Below are 18,248 nucleotides of genomic sequence, written 5' to 3' on the forward strand. Positions count from 1 at the left end.
GTACCAGGCCCACCAGCCAGGCGGGGCGGGGCTGAAGTGTGCTGCAGGGATAGGAGCGGGATGGCTCACGTGCTGCGGTCTCCGTTTCGAGGGATCGGCGCCGTCCGTGCGGACAGTCATCAACAAGCTCCGCGAGCGTTGCGTAGGCGATAGAAGGCGCAAAGGGCCGTTGGTGGACAAGTCGAAGAATGAGCGGCGTGCTCGAGGAGACCATCGACTCCGGCCGAGCACGGCGTCGCCGCCCGCCGCATGCTCGACGAAGGCCAGCAAGTCACCGCCGTCCCTGCGTTCTTCAGGAGTCCCGCCCGCCGCTGTACTGGGCGTTGGAGCCCAAGCCGGTGTCAGCGACCGTGATTGCAGAACGCCGGTGGTGATCGACTGCCGCTGGTTGGCCGCTGGTGGGTGGCAGAGCTCACTGGTCCCTGGCCTGAGCGCCCCTAGGCCCTGACAGGGCTGGTCAACGGTATGTGGCGCGGCTCGTGCCGCCAGCGGTTGCCGACCGCCGTTACGTCCAAACGGGTGTCATCGCCGAGTGGCCGCAACGCGGCGTGTACTGGCGCGATTATGTGGACAGAGCTGTGCACAACCGCTGTTGTGGGCAGTGCTCGACGCACGTGGGGGAGGTGTGCACCGTGGTGACGGTGATGGACGTAGCGGCGTACATCCTGCAGAAGCAGGGCCCGATGACCGCCATGAAGCTGCAGAAGCTCTGCTACTACAGCCAGGCGTGGCACCTGGTGTGGGAAGAGCGGCCGCTCTTCGAGGAGCCCATCCAGGCCTGGGCGAACGGGCCGGTCGTGCCAGACCTGTACCGGCTGCACCGCGGGAGGTTCCGCGTGAGCGACGGGACTGAGGTGCACGGCGACGCCGACGCTCTGGACAAGGACGAGCGGGAGACAGTGGACGCCGTCCTGGAGTTCTACGCCGACAAGTCCGCCCACTGGCTGAGCGAGCTGACCCACCGCGAGCGGCCATGGCTGGACGCCCGTGCCGCTGCAGGTCTCGCAGATCAGGAGCGTGGCACCGCTGTGATCGAGCACGCGGCGATGCACGAGTACTACGACGGTCTGACCAACTCCGCTGCCGGGTGACCCGCCGGGAGCTAAAGAAGTCGAAGAAGGCGAAGCAGCCAGCCGTCGCGGATCCACCACCGAAGAGCCGGGGGCCGCGTGCCCCAGCCGGCAGCGGCATCCGCAGCGAGAAGCGGCCGTCAGTGCTGGAGGAGCCGCGGCTCGACGATCATCAACTGGTCGTCCGATTCAACTACGTCGACTTGGACGGGCCATGGTGCCTGACCAAGATCACAGCCGAGGCCCATAAAACGCTGCTTACTCGGTTGCGCGACATCGAGAAGCAGACCGCTCACGAGGTCTTCAACAGCGGCAGCAACACCGGCGCCCACTATGAGGTCGAAGAGATCCCCAATCCGGCCGCGGAGCAGCGTCTCATCGACATGGGGTTCGGGGACGAGACTCGGGTGAGTCGGCTCAGGGTCACGAAGAAGTACCGCCTTCACGGGCTGCTGAAGCGAAACCACTTCTACGCAATCTGGTGGGACCCGGAGCACACCGTCTGGCCGACCGACAAGTGAGGTGTGCTGGCTGAATGACTGCATACTCCGTCTCCGCGAAGCGCTGGGCGCACAGCTGGGAGCTCTACATCCACGACGCCGACGGCAATGAGGTGGGCGTGACTCAGTCCGTCACCCTCGACGACGCCGATCTCATGGTCCGCGACTATGTCGCCGTCCTCACCGGCGCGGACCCCGGCAGCCTCGACGTCACGATCAACCCCGAACTGACAGTTCACGTTCGTCGCTCAGCTGAGGTCGTCGGCCCGTAGGTCGTGCCGCACCCGCCGGACCGGTAGTCGCGTCTCCACGCCCACCAACTGGGCCGGCGCACGAGGATGGCGATGCGCCGCGGCTTGCGGTGTCGGTTGAGTTGGCCGAGCGGGCAGCCCCGGGGATTCGTCCCCGGGGGCGTTGCGATCTTCGCGGTCTGGGCGCTCCCGCTCCCGGGCCCGGGCTAGATGACGGATCAGGAGCGGCGGTGCTCACGCCGCCAGCCGGCCGGCGTTGTCCCGTACTGCCGCCGGAACGCCCGTTCGAACGTACTGAGGTCGCGGAACCCGACGGCAGCCGCGATGCTCGATATCGTGCGACGGTCGTACCTCGGGTCGGACAGCATGGCCTGTGCCGTGAGCAGCCGCTGCTCGCGAAGGTAGGCCCCCGGTGTGGTTCCGATCCGTTCGAACAGGGTGTAGGCGTGGCGGACCGACATGTGGTGCCGCCGTGCCAGCTCCTCGACCCGCAGGTCCGGGTCGCCCAGGTGTTCGCGGACGTGCGTCCGCATCACGTCGAGCAACACGCCCGCGGAGCCGTCCGCGCCTGGTACGGAGGGCGTGACGTCCCGCAGCGCCATGGCGAGCAGATCGACCGCGGCCCGCCCGGCGTCCTGCCGTTGCGGCGCGGTGAGGTCGTCGGCGATCTCGAACAGCCGATTCAGGTAGCTGGACAGCAACTGCATGGCCGGGGCTGCGGTGTCCATGCTGCGTGCACAGCAGTCTGTGATCTCGGTGGTGCGGAGCGGCAGCAGCTCGCGGGAGAAAGACAGGTTCATGCACCGGGTCTCGGTCGGCGTGACCCGCTCGTAGCGGCTACGGGCCTCGGCCAGCATTCCCATACCGGCTGCCGGCTCGACGAGGCGGTCGTGCTGGCGGAAGCGGCACCGCCCGGCCGTGTATACGCAGAAGAGCATCACGTCGTCTGCCGACGCTTTCGCGGCCATCCGGTCCGTCCGGAGCAGCGACATCGGCCCCCAATGCGTCCGAGAGAGTGTGAGAGCCTCGCCCAGCTCCTGAAGCGCGACGCTCCCCCCGAAGTCGGGACGCGTCTGGGCGATCACGGGCATGAAGAACTCACTGGCGACGTCTCCCAGCTCCTCACCGGAGTACTCAAAGATCTGCACGGCCCGAGGCTAACTCCGGCTCATCCGCCCAGGCAGGAACTACAAGACCTCGGAGCGCTATATCACATGGACGGCTGTTGTCGTGGCAAACAGGGCCGGGCCACAGGCGAGCAGCCGCCCCGCCACGTCGAAGGTGCTACGCGCCGACGCGCTCGATGATCAGCTCCCGCACCGCTCGACGTCGGTCTGGCCCTTAGTGGCCTTCATGATCGCGCCGATGATCGCATCTGGCGGGCTCGGCCGCGGACGGCAGGCCGCCGAGGGTGGGTAGTACACCTGCGCGGGGTGTCCCGTAAACGATCGTTGACGTGCCACCTCGGCGCGGGACAGCGGAGTCCGGTCAGGTCCGTAACAAAACTCGCGTACGAAATCTATGTCACGCGTTTCTGGATGAGACCGTTTACGTTACACTTCGGCATGGCGTTAATCGGCTACAGCAGGGTCTCAACCACCGAGCAGCACGACGAGTCGCAGCACGACCTCCTCAGCGAGGCCGGGTGCGAGCGGATCTTCACCGACAAGGCCTCCGGCAAGCTCGCCCGGCGCCCGCAGTGGGACCGCTGCCTGGACCACCTGCGCGAAGGCGACACCCTCGTCGTCACCCGGCTCTCCCGCATCGCCCGCTCTGTCCGCAACCTCACCGAGGTCGCGGCGCAGCTGGACGACCGCGGAATCAACCTGCTGGTGCTGCGCCAGAACATCGACACCCGCACCCCAGCCGGCCGGTTGACGTTCCATATTTTGGCCGCCGTCGACGAGTTCACCGCCGACGTCATCTCTGAGAACACGCTCGAGGGGCTCGCAGCCGCCCGGGCTCGCGGCCGGAAGGGCGGCCGGCCCGCGAAGCTGTCGCCCGAGCACGTCACCGAGGCCCGCCGCATGCTCGACGACGGCAAGCAAGTCACCGAGGTCGCGAAGTTCTTCAAGGTGTCCCGCCCGACGCTGTACCGGGCGCTGGAGTCTGCGTAGAGCTCCGCCGCGGGCTACGCGTATCTGTCGTGCAGGAGCCGCTCCATGAAATCCTCTACCGCTTCTGGACTTGTCGGCCGCCCCACCACCGCTCGGGCGAGCTCACCGTCACCGGGGCTCCAACCGTCGAGGTACTCAATCAGTACGTCGGGTGGGGCCACGGCTTCACCGGTGGCCGGGTTGTAGCTGGTGATGACGGCGACTCCACGGACGTCGGGGACGTCGTATCCGCAGTCGCGGCACAGCGCGATCGCTCGCAGGTTGTGGCCGAGGGAGTCGTCGAGGAGGCTGCTTGCGCCAACCCAGACTTGGAGTGGGCCCCATGGTGTACGGAAGCTGCTGTGTTCGACGTGCTGAGCGCCGATCTCTCGCTTCAGCACCTCGGGGAAGGACTGCTCGTCAGCGTCGGGGAGGATTCGGATCCGCTCTCTGTCGTACTCGACGGGGATCACGATCATGTTTGCCAGCAAGACGTCCTCCAGGGTTGCTGCCGTGGCCGCGACGTCGTGATCGTCCCGTTAGGCGTGAGGAACAGCAAGGTCGGCAGCTACGCCCCGCTGCCCGTTCTGGGGGTCTGCGCCCGCTAGCCTCCCCCGCGATGGGTGAACAGTGGCCGAGCCTCCGAGGCCGGCGAATGCGGGCCATCCTGGAGCGCCTCTGCGGGGAGCCGGTTAGGCAGGAGGGATCGCACTGCACCTTCCGTAGCCCCACGACAGGCGCGCCGTTCACCTTCGCCTGTCACGACAATCGTGAGATCCGTGGCCACATGGTTCGCCGTATCCTGGTAGCTGACGTGGGTCTGACGGTCGAGGAAGCACGGCGGGAGGCGCGGTGAACACTCTGCATGTGATCTACCGCCTCGACGACGACGGCTCGGGTGAGGAGTGGTCGGCCTACTCCTATCCACACAGCATCTACGCTGCCGGGTCCTCGGTCGCTGAGGTCCGGGCCGAGTTCCGCGAGGCAGCCAAGTTCGCTTTGGGAGACCTCGACGAGCTCACAGTTGTCGAGCACCTCGAGCGACCGCTCGTTCCGGGCGCCTACATCCGTGTCGCCGTGGACCGTCGGATGCTCGACCGTGACGAGACGGCGAAGATCATGAAGGCATCACTGACGTTCCACGGTCAGGGCGAGGACTTCCAGGCGCGGATGCCGCTCACCGCGACAGGTGATGGCGTGGTTATCGCGTGCGTCCCTACTGATCGGCTCGGCTGGATATTTGAGCAGATGAACGACTACGACGCCGTCGCTGTCTGCGCGTTGGGCCCCATCGTTGGCAAGCTCCAGTCGGCGTGGTGGTCATACATCGCCGGACCGGAGGCCATCGTCCCGGGCGGACGCCCTAAGGAAAGCCTTGCGGCTGCGGGTCTGTCCGCGGAGTCGACTGTCGTCGAGTTCATGCGGGCAAACGCCACGGCAACAGGGCGGTCCCTGGTCGGAGCTGCAGGCTAGGCGGTACTCGCGTCTCGGCGCCCACCGCCGTAGGGCTTGGCCGTGAGCATGGTCCCGGCTCCGCTGTCGGCGAGCCGAGCGAGGGTGGTGGCAGCCCCGGGTGGAGAAGTCGCCCGGGGCTGTCGCTCCCGCTGCTACCGGTGACCACCCCGTGACCAGCCCTCCTCTGAGCTGCGAGAACACCTCTGCCCGCTGATCCCTAATCCGCGGGGAATCAGGGTGATTCGGGGCTGCCGAGCGGGCGGTCAGTCGCGTGTAGGCGTCAACGCGTGCGCGTCAGAGCCCGGCGGCCTTCTTCGCCGCGGCCTTCTTCGCCTTCTCGATGTCGGCCTCGAAACGGCGCTTCTGGGCGGGGGTCGGTCCGATCTGCGGCGGGTGCCCGAGCCGGGCCTCCTCCTTCGCCCAGTAGTCGGCCAGCGCCTGCCCGGTCAACGGCACACCCTGCTGGTCTTCACCCAGGAGGCCGCCGATCTTCTCCATGTCCGGTTCGTCGCTCACAGTTGCTCCATCGTTGCCTGCCCACGCCACGCCGGCGCGGACCCCCGCAGCTTCGCCGTAATCATCCGTCCCGAGAGGTGATCTGTGGCCGGATGTCGCAGGCAGTCAGTGACCCGCCTCAGCTCCGCCCCCTTACGGTTGAACGCATGGGTTTGAGGTTGCGGCAGGAGGAGCCCCCGGCCGGGCCTTGGCGCGTTGAGCCCCTGGAATGGCTCGTTGACCTGCTGTTGCAGACCCCCAGTGTTGTAGCGGGACGCCCGCGGGTGATCGCAGTGGACGGGCGCGGCGGGAGCGGAAAGACGACGCTCGCTGAGCGGCTGCGCCTGGGGGTGCCAGGCGCGCAGGTCTTACACACCGATGACATCGCATGGGCGCACTCCCGGTTCGGCTGGGACGATCTCATGCTTACTGGGGTCCTGGAGCCGCTGCACCAGGGCCAGTCGGTGCATTACCAGCCATCCGCGTGGAGGTCGCACGGACGGGACGGCTGTGTAGAGGCCTCAGCGTCGGCCCCGCTGGTGATCATTGAGGGCGTTGGTGCCTCCCGTCTCGAGCTTGCCAATCTGATCGACGCTGCCGTCTGGGTCCAGTCCGATTGGGCGGAGGCTGAGCGACGCGGGCTCGCTCGCGACGGCGGTGACGTGGAAGCGGTCAGCGGCTGGCACGCGTGGCAGAGCGAGGAGCTGCCCTTCCTGGCCGCTGACCGCCCATGGGAGCGGGCGAACGTTGTCGTCGCAGGCACACCCCTGATCGATCACGACTCCGTATGTGAGGTCGTGATCGCTTCACCGTTTGACGCCGTCTGAGCGACTCGATTGGAAACCAGGCCCGACCGAAGACCTTGCGGTCAACCCTCGCCTCCGGCTACCTGAGGTCGTCGATTCGTAGGTCGTGTCGCACCCGCTGGAACGTGGCCGGATGCCGCCACACGGGCCGGCCGCGCACCAGGTCCACTGCTGCGTCGACGGCGAGCTCCACGATCACTGTCGGGTCCACCCGCGTGTACTCGACGGGGGCTGCGTCTCCGAACCTCGCTGGGGGCAGCACCGGTGGCCAGGGGTGCCGCTGATCGGCGGCGTGGAGCAGGGCGCCGAGAGCAGGCCGGGCGTCGCGTGGGAGCAGCCCGGTGCGCCCGGCTACCCGCAGTCGACCGGCGTCGTCACGGCGGCCGAGGACCAGCGCCACTGGGGAGTTCAACGGGCCCAGGACGCCGCCGACGACGGCCTCCGCGCTGGTTCTGGTCTTGACCTTCCGCCAGGCGCGCCGCGCTGGGAGGTAGCCGTGGTCGAGGCGCTTCGCGACGACGCCCTCGATGCCGGCGTCGAGGTGCCCGGTGAGCCATGCGTGGGCAGCCTCGCCGTCGGTGGTCATAGGGACGACTGCGAGAGATGGGCCGGCGCCGTCGAGCAGTTGGAGGAGTAGTGCTCGGCGGATCCGGTACGGGTGGCCGCGTAGGTCGGTGTCCCCTGCGGCGAGCACGTCGAACACCACGAACGTCGCGGGTGCTTCGGTGACAGCGTGCCGTGCGGCGGTGAGGCGGTGCTGCAGCGCCATGAAGTCCAGCCCGCCGGCCCGACAGACGACGAGTTCGCCGTCGAGGACGACGTGGCCGGCGAACTGGTCGGCGATCGCGTCGACGATGTCGGGGAAGTAGTGGGTGAGGGGCCGGTGCTGGCGGGAGTGCAGCCGAACCTGCCGCTGGTCCGCGGTCGCGATCGCCCGGAACCCGTCGAACTTGGGCTCGAACGCCCATGGCCCTGCGGTGGGCAGGTCCGGTGCTGGTCGGGCGACCATCGGCTGCACGGGCGGGCGGAGCACCTGGGGACGGTATGCCGGTCACAGAGCGCTGACCTGCGGCGGGCTCTCCGCATCGGGCATTGGGGGTTGGTGTCCGGTCGGCCAGCGGGTGTTCTTCGTTCCCGTTGTTGGCCAGCAGTGCTGACACGCGACTGAGCGACGCGCAGCAGCGACAGCCGCGACCGTTCCGGTCATGTCAGACACGGGGACCGTCGCGGACGCGCCAGCGCGCCGGCCCGATGAGGTAGCGGCCCACTGCCGCGTCAGCACCGCGACGGTCCTGCGGCTGTGCCGGACCGGGAAGATCCGGGCGTTCCAGGTCGGCCACCAGTGGCGAATCTCCGAAGACGAGTTCGCCCGGCTCCGCGGGGGGACGCCCGCATGAGAGCCGGAACGGACCCGTTGAACGACGCCGCGCTGGAGTACGAGGCCGCGGAGCGGGTCGCCATGCCTGCGGTTCATCGGGTGCGGCGGTTGGGGCAGCGGTGGGAGCAACTCCCGACTGCTCGGCATCGCGACGAGCTCGTGGCGGCGCTCGAGGTCGAGATCCCGCTGATCGACCGGCTGGTCGCCGCGAACGACCGTTGGCTCGAGGTCGCCGCCGGGCGGATCCCGCCGGAACGGCTGGCGAAGGCACGCGACACCCGGAACCTGATCGACCACTGGATCAGCGTGTCCGTCGTCTATCTGAACAAGGTCGTCAGCACGCCGACCGTGACCGGGGGGAGCCCCTCTTGAACGCCATCTTTGCCAAGGCTCGCCAGGCGTGGGCTGTCGGTGACGTCGACTGGGTCGGCGACGCGGTCACCCTGTACGCGATCGACACGAACGCGCAGAGCCCCGCGATCAACACGGCGTCGATGCAGTTCCTGTCGGAGATCGACGAGGCCGCGCAGGTCGCGAGTGTCAACCTCGCGGGGAAGACCGCCGACGACGGGGTGCTGGACGCGGCCGACGCGACCCTGCCTGGGGTGACGGGCAACCAGTTCGAGGCGCTGCTGATGGTGCAGAACACCGGCAGTCCCGCTACGTCCCGGCTCCTGATCTACATCGACACCGCCACGAGCGGATTGCCTCTGGTGCCCAACGGCGGCGACGTCGACGTTCGGTTCAACGCCTCCGGCATCGCGACCCTCTGAGATTGAGGCCTATCCCCGTGCGAACGACCGCCGCCCTCCGGTGCGCTGACGCCCCGAGCTTCGACGTGAGCGGGGTCTGACGTGGCCGCACCCGCATACGGGGACCGGGGCACCTACCTGATCGGGGCCAGCTCGACCACGGCGAACGTTCCACGCCCCACAGGGACCGCAGCTGGCAACCACGTCTTCGTGTTCCTGTACATGGAATCGGAGGACGAGCCGACCCCTCCGGCTGCCTTCCCGTTCAACCAGATCATCCCGCCCCCGCAGATCCCCGATGGTGAGGACGGGGCGCACACGCTGCGCGCCTTCTGGAGGGTGGCCGGCGCGAGCGAGCCCACGACCTACAACTTCACCGGGCTCGTTGCGCCGTGGCGATCGGCTGTCGCGATCCGCGTCACCGGGGCGGACCCAACCGACCCGGTCGACGTCTTCGACACCGGTGTCACCACCGTTCCGGACACTGACGGGCCCATCCTCTCCCTCTCCACCACAGGCCCTGAGCGGCTGCTTCTGTCCGTCCGCGCGAACTTCTGGGGCGGCAGCTGGGCCCCCATCACAGGGTTCACGGAGCGGGTCGATGACGGCGACGCGATCGGCATCGGCACCCGCACGCTCGACACGCAGGGCAGCTCGGGCAACGTCCAGGGTGTCGTCACCAGCCCCGACCCGGACCAGGACTACCAGTCCGCGTCGCTGATCGCGCTGCGATCGGCCGCCCCGCCTGCGCAGACCGTCACGTTGCCGGCGATCCCGTCCGCCGCCGTGGTGTACGCACCCACGCTCGACCAGACGCCCCAGATCACCCCAGAGCCGATCCCCGCGCCCCCACCACCGTATGAGCCGACCGTGGTCCCGGGGCCGGTGGACGTCGTCCTGGACCCGATCCCGGCGCCTCCGGCGCCGTTCTCGCCGCAGCTGGTGCACATCATCCGGCTCGACCCGATCCCTCCTCCGCTGCCTCCGTTCGCGCCGGAGCTCGTCCAGGCGATCCGCCCGCCGCTGCGTGTCGACTTCTGGGCTGTCGACGACGACGGTTCCCTGCTGTGCCCACTCCCGCACGTCCTCAGCTGGGACATCAGCCTCATCCCCGGCGAGAACGGCGCCGTCACCCTCGAGTACCCGCGGGACGGCGACCAGTTCGACGTCCTCAACGAGCGGGTCACCGCCCGCCGTGACCTGCAGATCCGTATCCGCACCGACGGCACACACGACAACAGCCTTGGCGCGGTCCTCCACGCCCGCGACGGCAACGAGGTCACCGAAGGTGGGACGGTCACCTTCTACGGGCGGTTCCTCACCGCGCTCCTCGACGAGGCCCCGATCCCGCACAACCCCTCCGACGAGAAGGGGGAGTGGGCCTACCCGGACGGCACTGCGGGCAGCATCCTGGCCGATGTTCTCAACACGGTGCAGGGCGACGGCTATCTGCTGTCGTCGACGTGGACGTTCACCGACACCCACGACTCCAATGGCGTCCCGTGGTCGCTGCAGACGAGCCCACAGTTCCCTCCCGGCCGGACGGTGCTGCAGATCGCGCAGCAGCTCCGCCAGTGGGGGATGGTCGAGTTCGAGGTCACCACCGACCACGAGGTCCGCGCCTACGAGCCCGGCACGGTCGGCACCGACCACACCCTGTCCGACCCACCTGTCGTGTTCCGCGCCGGCCGGGATCTGCTCGAGGCGCCGCACAAGGCGGACGTGGCCGAGGCGGTCACCTCGCTCCTGATCGCGGGCGATGAGGGCGTGTACGTCGAGGTCGACGACCCGACCGCCGTGGCCGAACGCGGCCGCAAGATCGGCCGGTACGTCTCCGAGGGGAACCTCACCACCGCTGGCGCGGCGCAGGCCTACGGGGCGTTGGAGCTCGCCCGCAGCACCCACGGTGTGGACGAGCGGACCCGGGCCCTCACGTTCTCCCAGGACCAGCCCGTCCCGTTGCGCGAGCTGATGCCGCTGGACTGGGTGTACGACGACACAGGGCAGGGTCTGAGCGCACCGCTGCAAATCGCCCAGGTCACCATTTCGCAGCGCGCCGGCGAAGACACCTACTCCGGCGGGATCACCCTCGGCGACCTGATCGCCTCCCGTGACGTTCGCGTGCAACGGCAGCTCGACGGCCTCGCCGGCGGACAGATCGTCACCGGAACCTCCACCCCGAGCCCGGACTCCGACGACGGCAAGGCCCCCGCGCAGGTTGTCGGGGTGGCGGTCGACTCGGCGCCGTACCCGGACCAGGACCGCACCGTGGCGGCGGTCGCGGTTACGTGGCTGCCGGTTACCACCAACTTCGATGGCTCACCGATGAACGACCTGGGGTCCTACCAGGTCCAGTACCGCTACTCCGGCGGCGACGAGGGGCTGCCCACAGACTGGGTGTCGGTCCCTGCAGTCACCGGCGACGAGTTCGCCGCCTGGGACGGTGTCGTCGCCGGCGTGGAGATCTCGGTGCGGGTCCGCGCCGTGGACCGCTACAACCACGCCGGGGACTGGTCTGTCGAGGAGCCGCACCTCACCCAGTCCGACACCACCCCACCACCGGTGCTGCCAGCCCCCAACGGGCGTTCCTATGTCGGGATCCTCGTGTTCCCGTGGAACGGACTGGGCGCCGCGGGCGAGCCCATGCCCAGCGACTTCCTCGAAGCGCAGCTGCACATGTCCCTCTCGGCGGGATTCACCCCCGACCTGCCCCGGGACGCCGACGGCCGGATCGACACCGCGGCGTCAACGACCTACCGGGACCGGCTCACCGGGCCGGGTGAGCTGCCCGTCGACGTGGGCGGCGACTACGACGTCACCTGGTATTCGGCCTGGGTTGCCGTGGACCGCAGCAACAACGCCTCCGCAGCGTCCGCGACCGGGTCGGTGGTGCGCGAGCAGATCCCCGACGGGTCCATCGAGGAAGTGAACATCGGGAAGCTCCGCGCCGGGATCATGTCGGCGCTGATGACGGTGTCCGGGATCATCCGCACCGCAGCGTCGGGGTCCCGGGTGGAGCTCACCACCGGCGGGTTCAAGTGCTACCTCGGGACGGTCGCAGTTCTCAACTTCGACATCCCCACCGCCGCGCTGTCGATCGTCGGGAAACTCACTTCAGGGGCTGGCGTCGGTGTGGGCTCCACCGTCGTGGTCGATCCCGCAGTGCCAGCAATCGACATGTACCCGATCGCGACCACGACCCGGATCCGCCAGCAGGCGAGCAGCTTCGCCAACCCCGTCACCGGCGGGAGCGTTGCCGGGTACACCCGGCAAACCCTCAACACCAGCGGTCAGACAGCGGGCCCGTTCACGCAGGAGTGGCCGGACGGGGTGTGGCGCAGCTTCAAGACCACAGCAGGTGTCGTGCAGGGCGGGCGTCTGCTTCTGTACTCGGCAACAAGCCCCGAGGGGTCCGGCGCCTTCATCGGCTACCAGGACGCCTCCACCGACTCCTTCATCAACATCGGCTCCAACGGCGCCCTGAGTCTGAAGGGCCCGTTCGCGGCGAACAGCACGCTGGCCGGACAAGCCTCCATGTTCGTCGGGTTCTCGTCGTTGGGGTCGGGGTTCTCGGGGGTGAACATCAGCTACGGGACGACCATGGCCGACCAGCGGGTCATCCTCCACTCCTGGCAGGGCTCACGGGCCCACACCTGGCTGGATGCCGTTAGCGCCACCGGGTTCACCGTTCTTCGTGAGCATCCCGATGGCGGGACCTATCCGGCCGGATGGGTCCACTACTGCTCGTATGGGACGACCCTCTGATGGACATCACAATCGACCACGCCGACCTCGTTGAGATGGGCCCTGGCCAGCGCGTGTGGATGCTCGGCTTGATCGTCGACGACAACGGCGAGACGCTGCGGATCCTGCACGTCCTCCCCGAGGAGACGCTGGAGAACATGGTCGTCGAGTACGACCTCGACCCCACCGACTTCGACACCGTCCTCGAAGCGGCGCTGTACCTGCCATTCGTGGCCGATCCGATCACCCACGACCACCCGAAGGCGCCACACCTCGTCGCGGAGCCTTCTGAGGCGCGGGAACACCTCCTGCAGCAGGTCCGGCTACGGAAGGGCGCCGGCCGGATCAAGGGGAAGCGCGGTCAGTCCGAGATCGGTGCGGTCGGCCCGCAGATGCGGCACTTGGTCGTCGAGGACTCTGGGGAGGACGACCCGCTCGAGGTGCTGCGCCGGAGGATGCCGCTGTCGACGCCGCACATCGCGGTGAAGCAGGAGGCGTACACGCAGGTGCGGCGCAGGGTCGTGGGGGAACGGGCGAAGCGGGCCGCGGAGCGGCGGACGTCGCGGGAGCGGGAGTCACCGGGGCAGCTGCGGAAGTGGTTGGAACGCGTGGAGCAGCGTGGTCGGTTGGTCGGGGAACAGGCGGCTGATCAGCAGTAGGGGCCACTTCGTCCAGCTGGACGTGGGAGTCGCGGAGTCACGGTAGCTGCGACCTGCCCCGCCTCTCGCCGATGGTTGCCCCGGCCTGATCGTGTCGAGCTGGGCGTCTGACCGCCCGACGCCCTCAGCTCCTTCTGGAGGGCTCGGGACGTCGTAACGGTGTTTGTACCGATTGCGAATGTTGAGTGTCTGAACACCCGAAACCCCGCCACCGGAGCGCTCCCCTTGTCGCAGCCGCCGTACCCACCACACCAGCAGCCCGGCTACCAGCAGGACCCGCAGCAGCGGCAGTACACCCAGCAGCAGTACGCCCCCCAGCAGCAGTACGGGCAGCAGCAGCCGTACCAGCAGCAGGCCTACCCGCCGCCACCGCCGGCTCCTGCCCCGAAGCGGCGGCGTGTGTGGCCGTGGGTACTCCTCGGCATCGTCATGGTCCCCATCATCGGGTTCGTCGGCTGCACCGCGCTCCTCGCCGGCGGCGTCGCCGCGGTGGATGAGGCCCGCAAGGGCGGGACCGTCACCCTCGGGGAAACGTTCACCTATCAGTCCGGCATGGCGCTCACCGTCGCCATCCCGCAGCCCTACCGGCCCGACAACCAGTTCGAGCTCCAGCGCGACGAGGTCGCCTACGAAACAACGGTCACCATCACCAACGGCACCGATAAGCCCGTCGGCGCCGCCCTCATCACCAAGAACGCCACCCTGAACGGGCAGCCCGCCCCGGAACTGTTCGGGGACGGCACCCTCGCCACCCAGGACATCGCGCCCGGCCAGTCGTTGGCCCTGCCGTTCCGGTTCAAGACCGCCGACGGTGCCCGCGGGCCACTGCAGATCGCGGTGACCGACACGTTCAACGAGCCGGTGTTCTTCAACGGCAACATCGGCTGACCGCTCAGCTCTGGAGCCCGCGGCCCGTGATGGGGTCGCGGGCTTCGTCGTTCTCAGCCAGTCGGCGGGGGTGACTCCGGGTCGAGCACGATAGGTGGGCTCTCGTAGATCAGCCGACCCGAAACGCTGGCGCGAACGGACGCGGAGCTGTGTGTGGCTCAGTTAGTGCCGCGCATCCACGCGTCGAGGTCTTCGACGTGGATGCGCCACTTGTGGTTCTTCCCGCGCTGAGTGCCGACCAGGTCCCCGGTCTGCAGGGCCGTGTAGATCTCGGTCTTCGACACACCCGTCCGTTGACGGGCCTCGTCCACGGTCAGCCACACGCGGTCGATGACCGCCGTGGTCAGACCTCCGGGTGTGGGTCGGTGTCCGTGCCGACACCGCGGGCTGCGCGGTGTCGTCGAGGTGGTCACGACCTCGTCCGCCTTTGCTGGTGCCGCAGCCATGCGCAGCCGCACGCCTCACGTTGGGCCCGCTCATCTCCGCCTTGCATAAACGCATCCACAGCCGCCGCTTCGAAGGACCAACGCCCTCCCTGGCAGGGTTGATGGCCATGCAGGACGCCAGCCTCCGCGGCTAACCGGATCGTGACCGGGTGGCGGTGCACGTTCGCTGCAACTTGGGCGGTGGTCAACCAAACGGGCATGCATCACCTAATAACGTGCCGTGCAGTGTTGCCTATAGGCGTATTGGGTGGTGATGCATGACCAGCGTAAACGCTGTGTGGTCAATCGCGGAGGGCGCCTACAGCGAGGCTGGTTCAGGAAGGACACTCGCGGTTCTCAATAAGAAACGAAGGGACAACTTGACGGGTCCTAGTGGAAAAGACGGGACATCTTAGGAAAGTCGTCGATGCGCTCACACGATCGGGGGCGACGCCACGGTTCGACGACCAGGCGGCTCCTGGCGGCGGAGGATGACCTCATGCCCGACGACACCACCGACACCGTGACTGTGATGGACCGTCTCCTGGCCGCCGGGCTGAGCCTCGAGCGGGCGGAGCAGCACCTGCGGGCCGGCCGGATCGAGGTGGACGGCCAGCCGGTGACGGATCCCTACCGGGCTGCGCCTCCCCCTGCGCGGGTCGTGCTCGTCGCCGGGTGACATCACCCCTGCGCGGGATTCCGGGCTCGTAGACTTCGGGTCTGCTGCGCTTCCCCCGCGGCTGACATCGATCACGACGACGCGGGGGTTCCGCCATGGGTTCTGACAGCCGTTACGACCGGGTCCGGCCGGTGGGCGAACGTGAGGCCGCGGAAGCCCGCGCCCTCCACCTTGTCGCCGAGATCGTCCACGGCTGGCCCGGGATCACGTCCCGGGCGGTGGCCAGCCAGATGGCCGGCGTCCTGAACGCCGCGGCCATCGAGCTCGGCAACGGCAGGCCCCTGCCCGTCGGGGTGCGCCGCGCCGTGCGAGGGCTGGCCGACGCTCTACGCCGAGAGGTGCAGCCGTAGCCACGCTCCCGGGGTGTCAGGAACGTGTGCCGGCGGCGCTCTCCGGTTCGACCTTCACGTCGAGTTCGATGGACTCGGGAGCCTCGCCGGTCATGATGGCGACGAGGTCACGGGCCATGGTGTCGACCTCACGCAGATTCCGGGCCTGGGTGTGGCAGTCGATCTCGGGGACGTGGATCAGCCAGAAACGGCCGTCTCGGGTGACGTGTGCGGTGTAGCGGCTCATCGCCTCCACCATCCCTTCCCCCCAGTTTGCGCATCAGGCTAGCCCGCGCTCAACGCCGATCTAGGGGCCCGCAGGGCGCACCGAAGCTGTGGATCACCCGCCTGGCTCATCAGTTAGCGCATCGCGGGCTGTCACCCTTCGTGCATGAACCAGAGCGTAGAGCGCATACCGTGGACGGTGCCCGCCCTCGGGCTCGGGCTGCTGATTCCCGCCTACCTGCAGTTCGACCTTCAACGGTGGGCCGGCGCCGCCACATGGGAGGCGGCGCTCCTGTCTCTGGTTGTGGCTGGGCTGGTGCTCATCGGATTCGAAAGCCTGATCACTGGAGCGCGGGGGCGGGAGAGGCGCCTCGCTCACTGGATGGTGTGGCCCGCTGCCGTGGTCCTAGTCGCCAGCTTCGCAGGCCCCGCCTTGCAGGCTGCGGAAGCGACGTGGGCGGCGCTTCCGTTCCGGGTGGTGGTCGGCGCCGTGTTTCCGGCTGTCGCATGGATTGCGTGCGTGGCCATGTGGCTGATGCGGCGGGACCGCCAGCGCGAGGGCAAGAGCGATGACACCGTGACCTGACAGTGGACGGGACCGGTCCTCGGAAATTTCCAACGTCCGGCCGGAGGGCCCCAGTCGGACGGTCATCGCGCCCGCACGCGCGCGCGTAGCGGATGAAGAGGGGTTTTTGCCAGCTGTGCCCGGGAAATTTCCGTCGGGTTGCCGGCGCACGCTGGCTGAAGCCCTAGCCCCTTACAGCAGGGGTACTCAGATCTGGGTACGCCTGCACAGCGACACGCTTTGCCCGGCCCGGCAACCCGCCGCGACCAGCGGGTACGCACTCAGCGCGTACCCGCCCAAACCAGCATCAGTCAGCCCCGAGGCGTGATTACCACATCGTTCCGGTCGAACTTCCACTTCCCCCGGCCCGCCGGGAGGATTAACACGTCAACGGACCACGCGACGATCGAGCGCCGGTCGCGGATGGGTAGGCCGAACCACACGTCCCGGGCGGCATCGCCGGCCGCGGCCACTTCGTGCAGGCGAGGCGGGGCGTGTCGTGGCCGGGCTTGCTCCTCGGCTACTCGGATCTTCGGCAGCGTCTTTGCCTCGATGTCGACAAGCGACTCCAGCGACAGCCGGTCCGCGGCGACGAGTGCGCGCGCCTCGCGGAGCTTGAGTCGCAGCCGAGCTGCCTCGTCAGCTGCCCTTTTCATCGAGTCATCGCCGACGCGAGCCATCGTGTTCTGCGCCGGGCCCACCAGCCACCGCCACACCGTCTCGTTGACGAGCTCGTCGACCGGATCCTGGTGGCGTGACACCTTGTGGCATGCCCGGCAGTCGTAGCGGTTCGGGCGTCCGCCGCTCTGAACGACGACTCGCATCCGGCCGTCGCAGCCCTCGCGGCCACAGCGGTAGATTCCGCTGCCGAGGTGCTTCGCGTAGGTGGGGTGGCGGAACTTGTCCCTGGCGGCGTCTCGGTGCATGGCGAGCAGGCGGTAGTGGTCGAGCTCGGAGATGATCGGCGGCCATGTCGCTTTCACGTCAGCGAGTACCTGGCCGTGGTGGACCCGCAGTCCAGCGTAGGCGGGGCGCAGTGCGAGCAACGTCATGTTCCCGGGGCGCCACTGCTTGCCCGTCGCGGTGGGGACGCCGCGCCGGTTCAGGTCCGCGGCGATCGCGTTGGCAGGTTCGAGGTTGAGGAGCCGCTGAGCGATCTCGGTGACGATCGGGGCCTGATCGGGATGGAGCTCCCGTGCAACAGCCTTGCCCGTGACCGGGTCAAGGACTCGCCGGTAGCCGTAGGGGAGGCTCCCGTGGGGGCGCCCGGCCGCGGCGCGGGAGTTCACGGCTCTGCGGGTGCGTTTGGAGATGACCGCGGATTCGCGGACGGCGAGGGCGGCGCCGAGGTCGAGCATGAAGCCGTCGTCAGGGTCGGCGGGGTCGTGGACCTTCCCGTCGACGGCGAGATCGACGTCGTTCTCGATGCACGCGGCGATGAGGGCTGACCAGACGGCGCGCTCACGGGTGGAGCGGGAGATCTCCCAGACGGCGAGTTCGTCGACCTGCTGAGTGGTGATGAGGTCCATGGCCTCAGCCCAGGCCGGTCGGCTGGTGGTTCGCCGGGCGTAACGGCTGGCGGAGATGCCGTCATCTCGGAGCGAGGCGACTACGTTGCGCCCGGTCCGATCTGCCCATTTTCGCAGTTCAGCGAGCTGGTCATCGACCGACCGCCCGTCGCTCGTGTCCTGACTGGTGCGGGCGTAGAGCACGACGCGTCGGGGGGTACTGGCGGACGACATAGCAACAGTCTATATTCATCACTTGTCATGACGGCGTAGAGGACGGCGGCGAATGCGGCGGCGGCAATAGTGCCGATTGCATATTCGACCGTGCTCATGCCCGCGTCGTCGTCGCGGAGCGCACGCAGCCGGGTGGCGGCGGTCTGTGGGAGGGGTGAGGTGTGCAGGGACATGGAGATCTCCTTGGGG

General features: G+C 68.4%; 24 protein-coding genes. 16 read left to right on the forward strand and 8 right to left on the reverse strand.

The window, feature by feature from the left end; genetic code table 11:
• Positions 1-644: 644 nt before the first annotated feature.
• Genes AC5L35_RS29995 through AC5L35_RS30005 form a run of 3 tightly spaced genes read left to right on the forward strand, consistent with a single transcriptional unit; the run spans position 645 to position 1,842 of the window.
• Positions 645-1,091 carry a Panacea domain-containing protein gene (locus AC5L35_RS29995; RefSeq protein WP_495063121.1) on the forward strand — a complete coding sequence of 149 codons (447 nt, stop codon included), beginning with the start codon at positions 645-647 and terminating at the stop codon, positions 1,089-1,091.
• Entirely contained in the window at positions 1,088-1,591 is a 504-nt protein-coding gene (locus AC5L35_RS30000) for a UBA domain-containing protein (RefSeq protein ID WP_495063072.1), read from the forward strand. Before AC5L35_RS29995 ends, AC5L35_RS30000 begins: the two co-directional genes overlap by 4 nt.
• Before the next feature lie 14 nt (positions 1,592-1,605).
• Positions 1,606-1,842 carry a hypothetical protein gene (locus AC5L35_RS30005; RefSeq protein WP_495063073.1) on the forward strand — a complete coding sequence of 79 codons (237 nt, stop codon included), beginning with the start codon at positions 1,606-1,608 and terminating at the stop codon, positions 1,840-1,842.
• Between the two features lie 197 nt (positions 1,843-2,039).
• Here the strand turns inward: AC5L35_RS30005 and AC5L35_RS30010 are convergent, their stop codons facing one another.
• On the reverse strand, positions 2,040-2,969 hold the full coding sequence (locus AC5L35_RS30010; protein WP_495063074.1) for a helix-turn-helix domain-containing protein: 930 nt from the start codon (positions 2,967-2,969) through the stop codon (positions 2,040-2,042).
• Positions 2,970-3,386: 417 nt separating this feature from the next.
• Between AC5L35_RS30010 and AC5L35_RS30015 the strand changes: the two genes are divergently transcribed.
• A complete protein-coding gene (locus tag AC5L35_RS30015; RefSeq protein WP_495063075.1) occupies positions 3,387-3,938 on the forward strand; it encodes a recombinase family protein in 552 nt (183 codons plus the stop codon).
• 14 nt (positions 3,939-3,952) lie between these two features.
• On the opposite strand, the gene AC5L35_RS30020 is transcribed toward AC5L35_RS30015, so the two are convergent.
• Positions 3,953-4,396 carry a hypothetical protein gene (locus tag AC5L35_RS30020; RefSeq protein ID WP_495063076.1) on the reverse strand — a complete coding sequence of 148 codons (444 nt, stop codon included), beginning with the start codon at positions 4,394-4,396 and terminating at the stop codon, positions 3,953-3,955.
• Between the two features lie 176 nt (positions 4,397-4,572).
• Between AC5L35_RS30020 and AC5L35_RS30025 the strand changes: the two genes are divergently transcribed.
• Together AC5L35_RS30025 and AC5L35_RS30030 are read left to right on the forward strand one after the other, a co-directional pair.
• Positions 4,573-4,773, forward strand: coding sequence for a type II toxin-antitoxin system HicA family toxin (locus AC5L35_RS30025; protein ID WP_495063077.1), 201 nt, complete (start codon positions 4,573-4,575; stop codon positions 4,771-4,773).
• Positions 4,770-5,390, forward strand: coding sequence for a hypothetical protein (locus AC5L35_RS30030; protein ID WP_495063078.1), 621 nt, complete (start codon positions 4,770-4,772; stop codon positions 5,388-5,390). The genes AC5L35_RS30025 and AC5L35_RS30030 overlap by 4 nt, the downstream gene beginning before the upstream one ends.
• A gap of 276 nt (positions 5,391-5,666) precedes the next feature.
• On the opposite strand, the gene AC5L35_RS30035 is transcribed toward AC5L35_RS30030, so the two are convergent.
• The gene (locus AC5L35_RS30035; protein ID WP_495063079.1) at positions 5,667-5,888 is read right to left on the reverse strand and encodes a hypothetical protein; all 222 of its coding nucleotides are present in this window, start codon (positions 5,886-5,888) and stop codon (positions 5,667-5,669) included.
• A 263-nt stretch (positions 5,889-6,151) separates the two neighbouring features.
• Here AC5L35_RS30035 and AC5L35_RS30040 point away from each other — a divergent pair, with 263 nt between their 5' ends.
• A complete protein-coding gene (locus tag AC5L35_RS30040; protein WP_495063080.1) occupies positions 6,152-6,694 on the forward strand; it encodes a uridine kinase family protein in 543 nt (180 codons plus the stop codon).
• Positions 6,695-6,752: 58 nt separating this feature from the next.
• Here the strand turns inward: AC5L35_RS30040 and AC5L35_RS30045 are convergent, their stop codons facing one another.
• Positions 6,753-7,706, reverse strand: coding sequence for an ATP-dependent DNA ligase (locus tag AC5L35_RS30045; protein ID WP_495063081.1), 954 nt, complete (start codon positions 7,704-7,706; stop codon positions 6,753-6,755).
• Positions 7,707-7,878: 172 nt separating this feature from the next.
• Between AC5L35_RS30045 and AC5L35_RS30050 the strand changes: the two genes are divergently transcribed.
• The 6 genes from AC5L35_RS30050 (at position 7,879) to AC5L35_RS30075 (ending at position 14,094) form a co-directional block, all read left to right on the forward strand.
• Positions 7,879-8,070 (forward strand): helix-turn-helix domain-containing protein, encoded by a 192-nt coding sequence (locus AC5L35_RS30050; RefSeq protein WP_495063082.1) that lies wholly within the window; start codon positions 7,879-7,881, stop codon positions 8,068-8,070.
• On the forward strand, positions 8,067-8,423 hold the full coding sequence (locus AC5L35_RS30055; protein ID WP_495063083.1) for a hypothetical protein: 357 nt from the start codon (positions 8,067-8,069) through the stop codon (positions 8,421-8,423). The genes AC5L35_RS30050 and AC5L35_RS30055 overlap by 4 nt, the downstream gene beginning before the upstream one ends.
• Positions 8,420-8,824, forward strand: coding sequence for a hypothetical protein (locus tag AC5L35_RS30060; protein WP_495063084.1), 405 nt, complete (start codon positions 8,420-8,422; stop codon positions 8,822-8,824). The genes AC5L35_RS30055 and AC5L35_RS30060 overlap by 4 nt, the downstream gene beginning before the upstream one ends.
• An 81-nt stretch (positions 8,825-8,905) precedes the next feature.
• Positions 8,906-12,568, forward strand: coding sequence for a phage tail protein (locus AC5L35_RS30065; protein WP_495063085.1), 3,663 nt, complete (start codon positions 8,906-8,908; stop codon positions 12,566-12,568).
• On the forward strand, positions 12,568-13,206 hold the full coding sequence (locus tag AC5L35_RS30070) for a hypothetical protein (protein WP_495063086.1): 639 nt from the start codon (positions 12,568-12,570) through the stop codon (positions 13,204-13,206). Before AC5L35_RS30065 ends, AC5L35_RS30070 begins: the two co-directional genes overlap by 1 nt.
• A gap of 225 nt (positions 13,207-13,431) precedes the next feature.
• Positions 13,432-14,094 carry a hypothetical protein gene (locus AC5L35_RS30075; RefSeq protein WP_495063087.1) on the forward strand — a complete coding sequence of 221 codons (663 nt, stop codon included), beginning with the start codon at positions 13,432-13,434 and terminating at the stop codon, positions 14,092-14,094.
• 158 nt (positions 14,095-14,252) lie between these two features.
• Here the strand turns inward: AC5L35_RS30075 and AC5L35_RS30080 are convergent, their stop codons facing one another.
• Positions 14,253-14,417, reverse strand: coding sequence for a helix-turn-helix domain-containing protein (locus AC5L35_RS30080; protein ID WP_495063088.1), 165 nt, complete (start codon positions 14,415-14,417; stop codon positions 14,253-14,255).
• Between the two features lie 601 nt (positions 14,418-15,018).
• Here AC5L35_RS30080 and AC5L35_RS30085 point away from each other — a divergent pair.
• Together AC5L35_RS30085 and AC5L35_RS30090 are read left to right on the forward strand one after the other, a co-directional pair.
• Positions 15,019-15,198 carry a hypothetical protein gene (locus AC5L35_RS30085; RefSeq protein WP_495063089.1) on the forward strand — a complete coding sequence of 60 codons (180 nt, stop codon included), beginning with the start codon at positions 15,019-15,021 and terminating at the stop codon, positions 15,196-15,198.
• Between the two features lie 95 nt (positions 15,199-15,293).
• Entirely contained in the window at positions 15,294-15,548 is a 255-nt protein-coding gene (locus AC5L35_RS30090; RefSeq protein WP_495063090.1) for a hypothetical protein, read from the forward strand.
• A 16-nt stretch (positions 15,549-15,564) separates the two neighbouring features.
• Here the strand turns inward: AC5L35_RS30090 and AC5L35_RS30095 are convergent, their stop codons facing one another.
• Positions 15,565-15,774, reverse strand: coding sequence for a hypothetical protein (locus tag AC5L35_RS30095; protein ID WP_495063091.1), 210 nt, complete (start codon positions 15,772-15,774; stop codon positions 15,565-15,567).
• A 144-nt stretch (positions 15,775-15,918) separates the two neighbouring features.
• Between AC5L35_RS30095 and AC5L35_RS30100 the strand changes: the two genes are divergently transcribed.
• Positions 15,919-16,338: a hypothetical protein gene (locus tag AC5L35_RS30100; protein WP_495063092.1), complete on the forward strand. Its 420-nt coding sequence runs from the start codon at positions 15,919-15,921 to the stop codon at positions 16,336-16,338.
• A gap of 290 nt (positions 16,339-16,628) precedes the next feature.
• Here AC5L35_RS30100 and AC5L35_RS30105 read toward each other — a convergent pair whose 3' ends face one another.
• Positions 16,629-18,029, reverse strand: a complete 1,401-nt coding sequence (locus AC5L35_RS30105; protein ID WP_495063093.1) for a recombinase family protein — start codon at positions 18,027-18,029, stop codon at positions 16,629-16,631.
• Positions 17,927-18,232 carry a DUF4244 domain-containing protein gene (locus AC5L35_RS30110; RefSeq protein WP_495063094.1) on the reverse strand — a complete coding sequence of 102 codons (306 nt, stop codon included), beginning with the start codon at positions 18,230-18,232 and terminating at the stop codon, positions 17,927-17,929. The genes AC5L35_RS30105 and AC5L35_RS30110 overlap by 103 nt, the downstream gene beginning before the upstream one ends.
• Positions 18,233-18,248 lie beyond the last annotated feature (16 nt).

Source organism: Pseudonocardia sp. OZ21 (assembly GCF_059359135.1).

Bases quoted from the DNA above. Each gene is read 5' to 3' on its own strand.
- AC5L35_RS29995 (WP_495063121.1), top strand. From the start codon at position 645: ATGGACGTAGCGGCGTACATCCTGCAGAAGCAGGGCCCGATGACCGCC.
- AC5L35_RS30005 (WP_495063073.1), top strand. From the start codon at position 1,606: ATGACTGCATACTCCGTCTCCGCGAAGCGCTGGGCGCACAGCTGGGAG.
- AC5L35_RS30015 (WP_495063075.1), top strand. From the start codon at position 3,387: ATGGCGTTAATCGGCTACAGCAGGGTCTCAACCACCGAGCAGCACGAC.
- AC5L35_RS30020 (WP_495063076.1), bottom strand. From the start codon at position 4,396: ATGATCGTGATCCCCGTCGAGTACGACAGAGAGCGGATCCGAATCCTC.
- AC5L35_RS30025 (WP_495063077.1), top strand. From the start codon at position 4,573: ATGCGGGCCATCCTGGAGCGCCTCTGCGGGGAGCCGGTTAGGCAGGAG.
- AC5L35_RS30050 (WP_495063082.1), top strand. From the start codon at position 7,879: ATGTCAGACACGGGGACCGTCGCGGACGCGCCAGCGCGCCGGCCCGAT.
- AC5L35_RS30055 (WP_495063083.1), top strand. From the start codon at position 8,067: ATGAGAGCCGGAACGGACCCGTTGAACGACGCCGCGCTGGAGTACGAG.
- AC5L35_RS30070 (WP_495063086.1), top strand. From the start codon at position 12,568: ATGGACATCACAATCGACCACGCCGACCTCGTTGAGATGGGCCCTGGC.
- AC5L35_RS30085 (WP_495063089.1), top strand. From the start codon at position 15,019: ATGCCCGACGACACCACCGACACCGTGACTGTGATGGACCGTCTCCTG.
- AC5L35_RS30090 (WP_495063090.1), top strand. From the start codon at position 15,294: ATGGGTTCTGACAGCCGTTACGACCGGGTCCGGCCGGTGGGCGAACGT.
- AC5L35_RS30095 (WP_495063091.1), bottom strand. From the start codon at position 15,774: ATGAGCCGCTACACCGCACACGTCACCCGAGACGGCCGTTTCTGGCTG.
- AC5L35_RS30100 (WP_495063092.1), top strand. From the start codon at position 15,919: ATGAACCAGAGCGTAGAGCGCATACCGTGGACGGTGCCCGCCCTCGGG.
- AC5L35_RS30110 (WP_495063094.1), bottom strand. From the start codon at position 18,232: ATGTCCCTGCACACCTCACCCCTCCCACAGACCGCCGCCACCCGGCTG.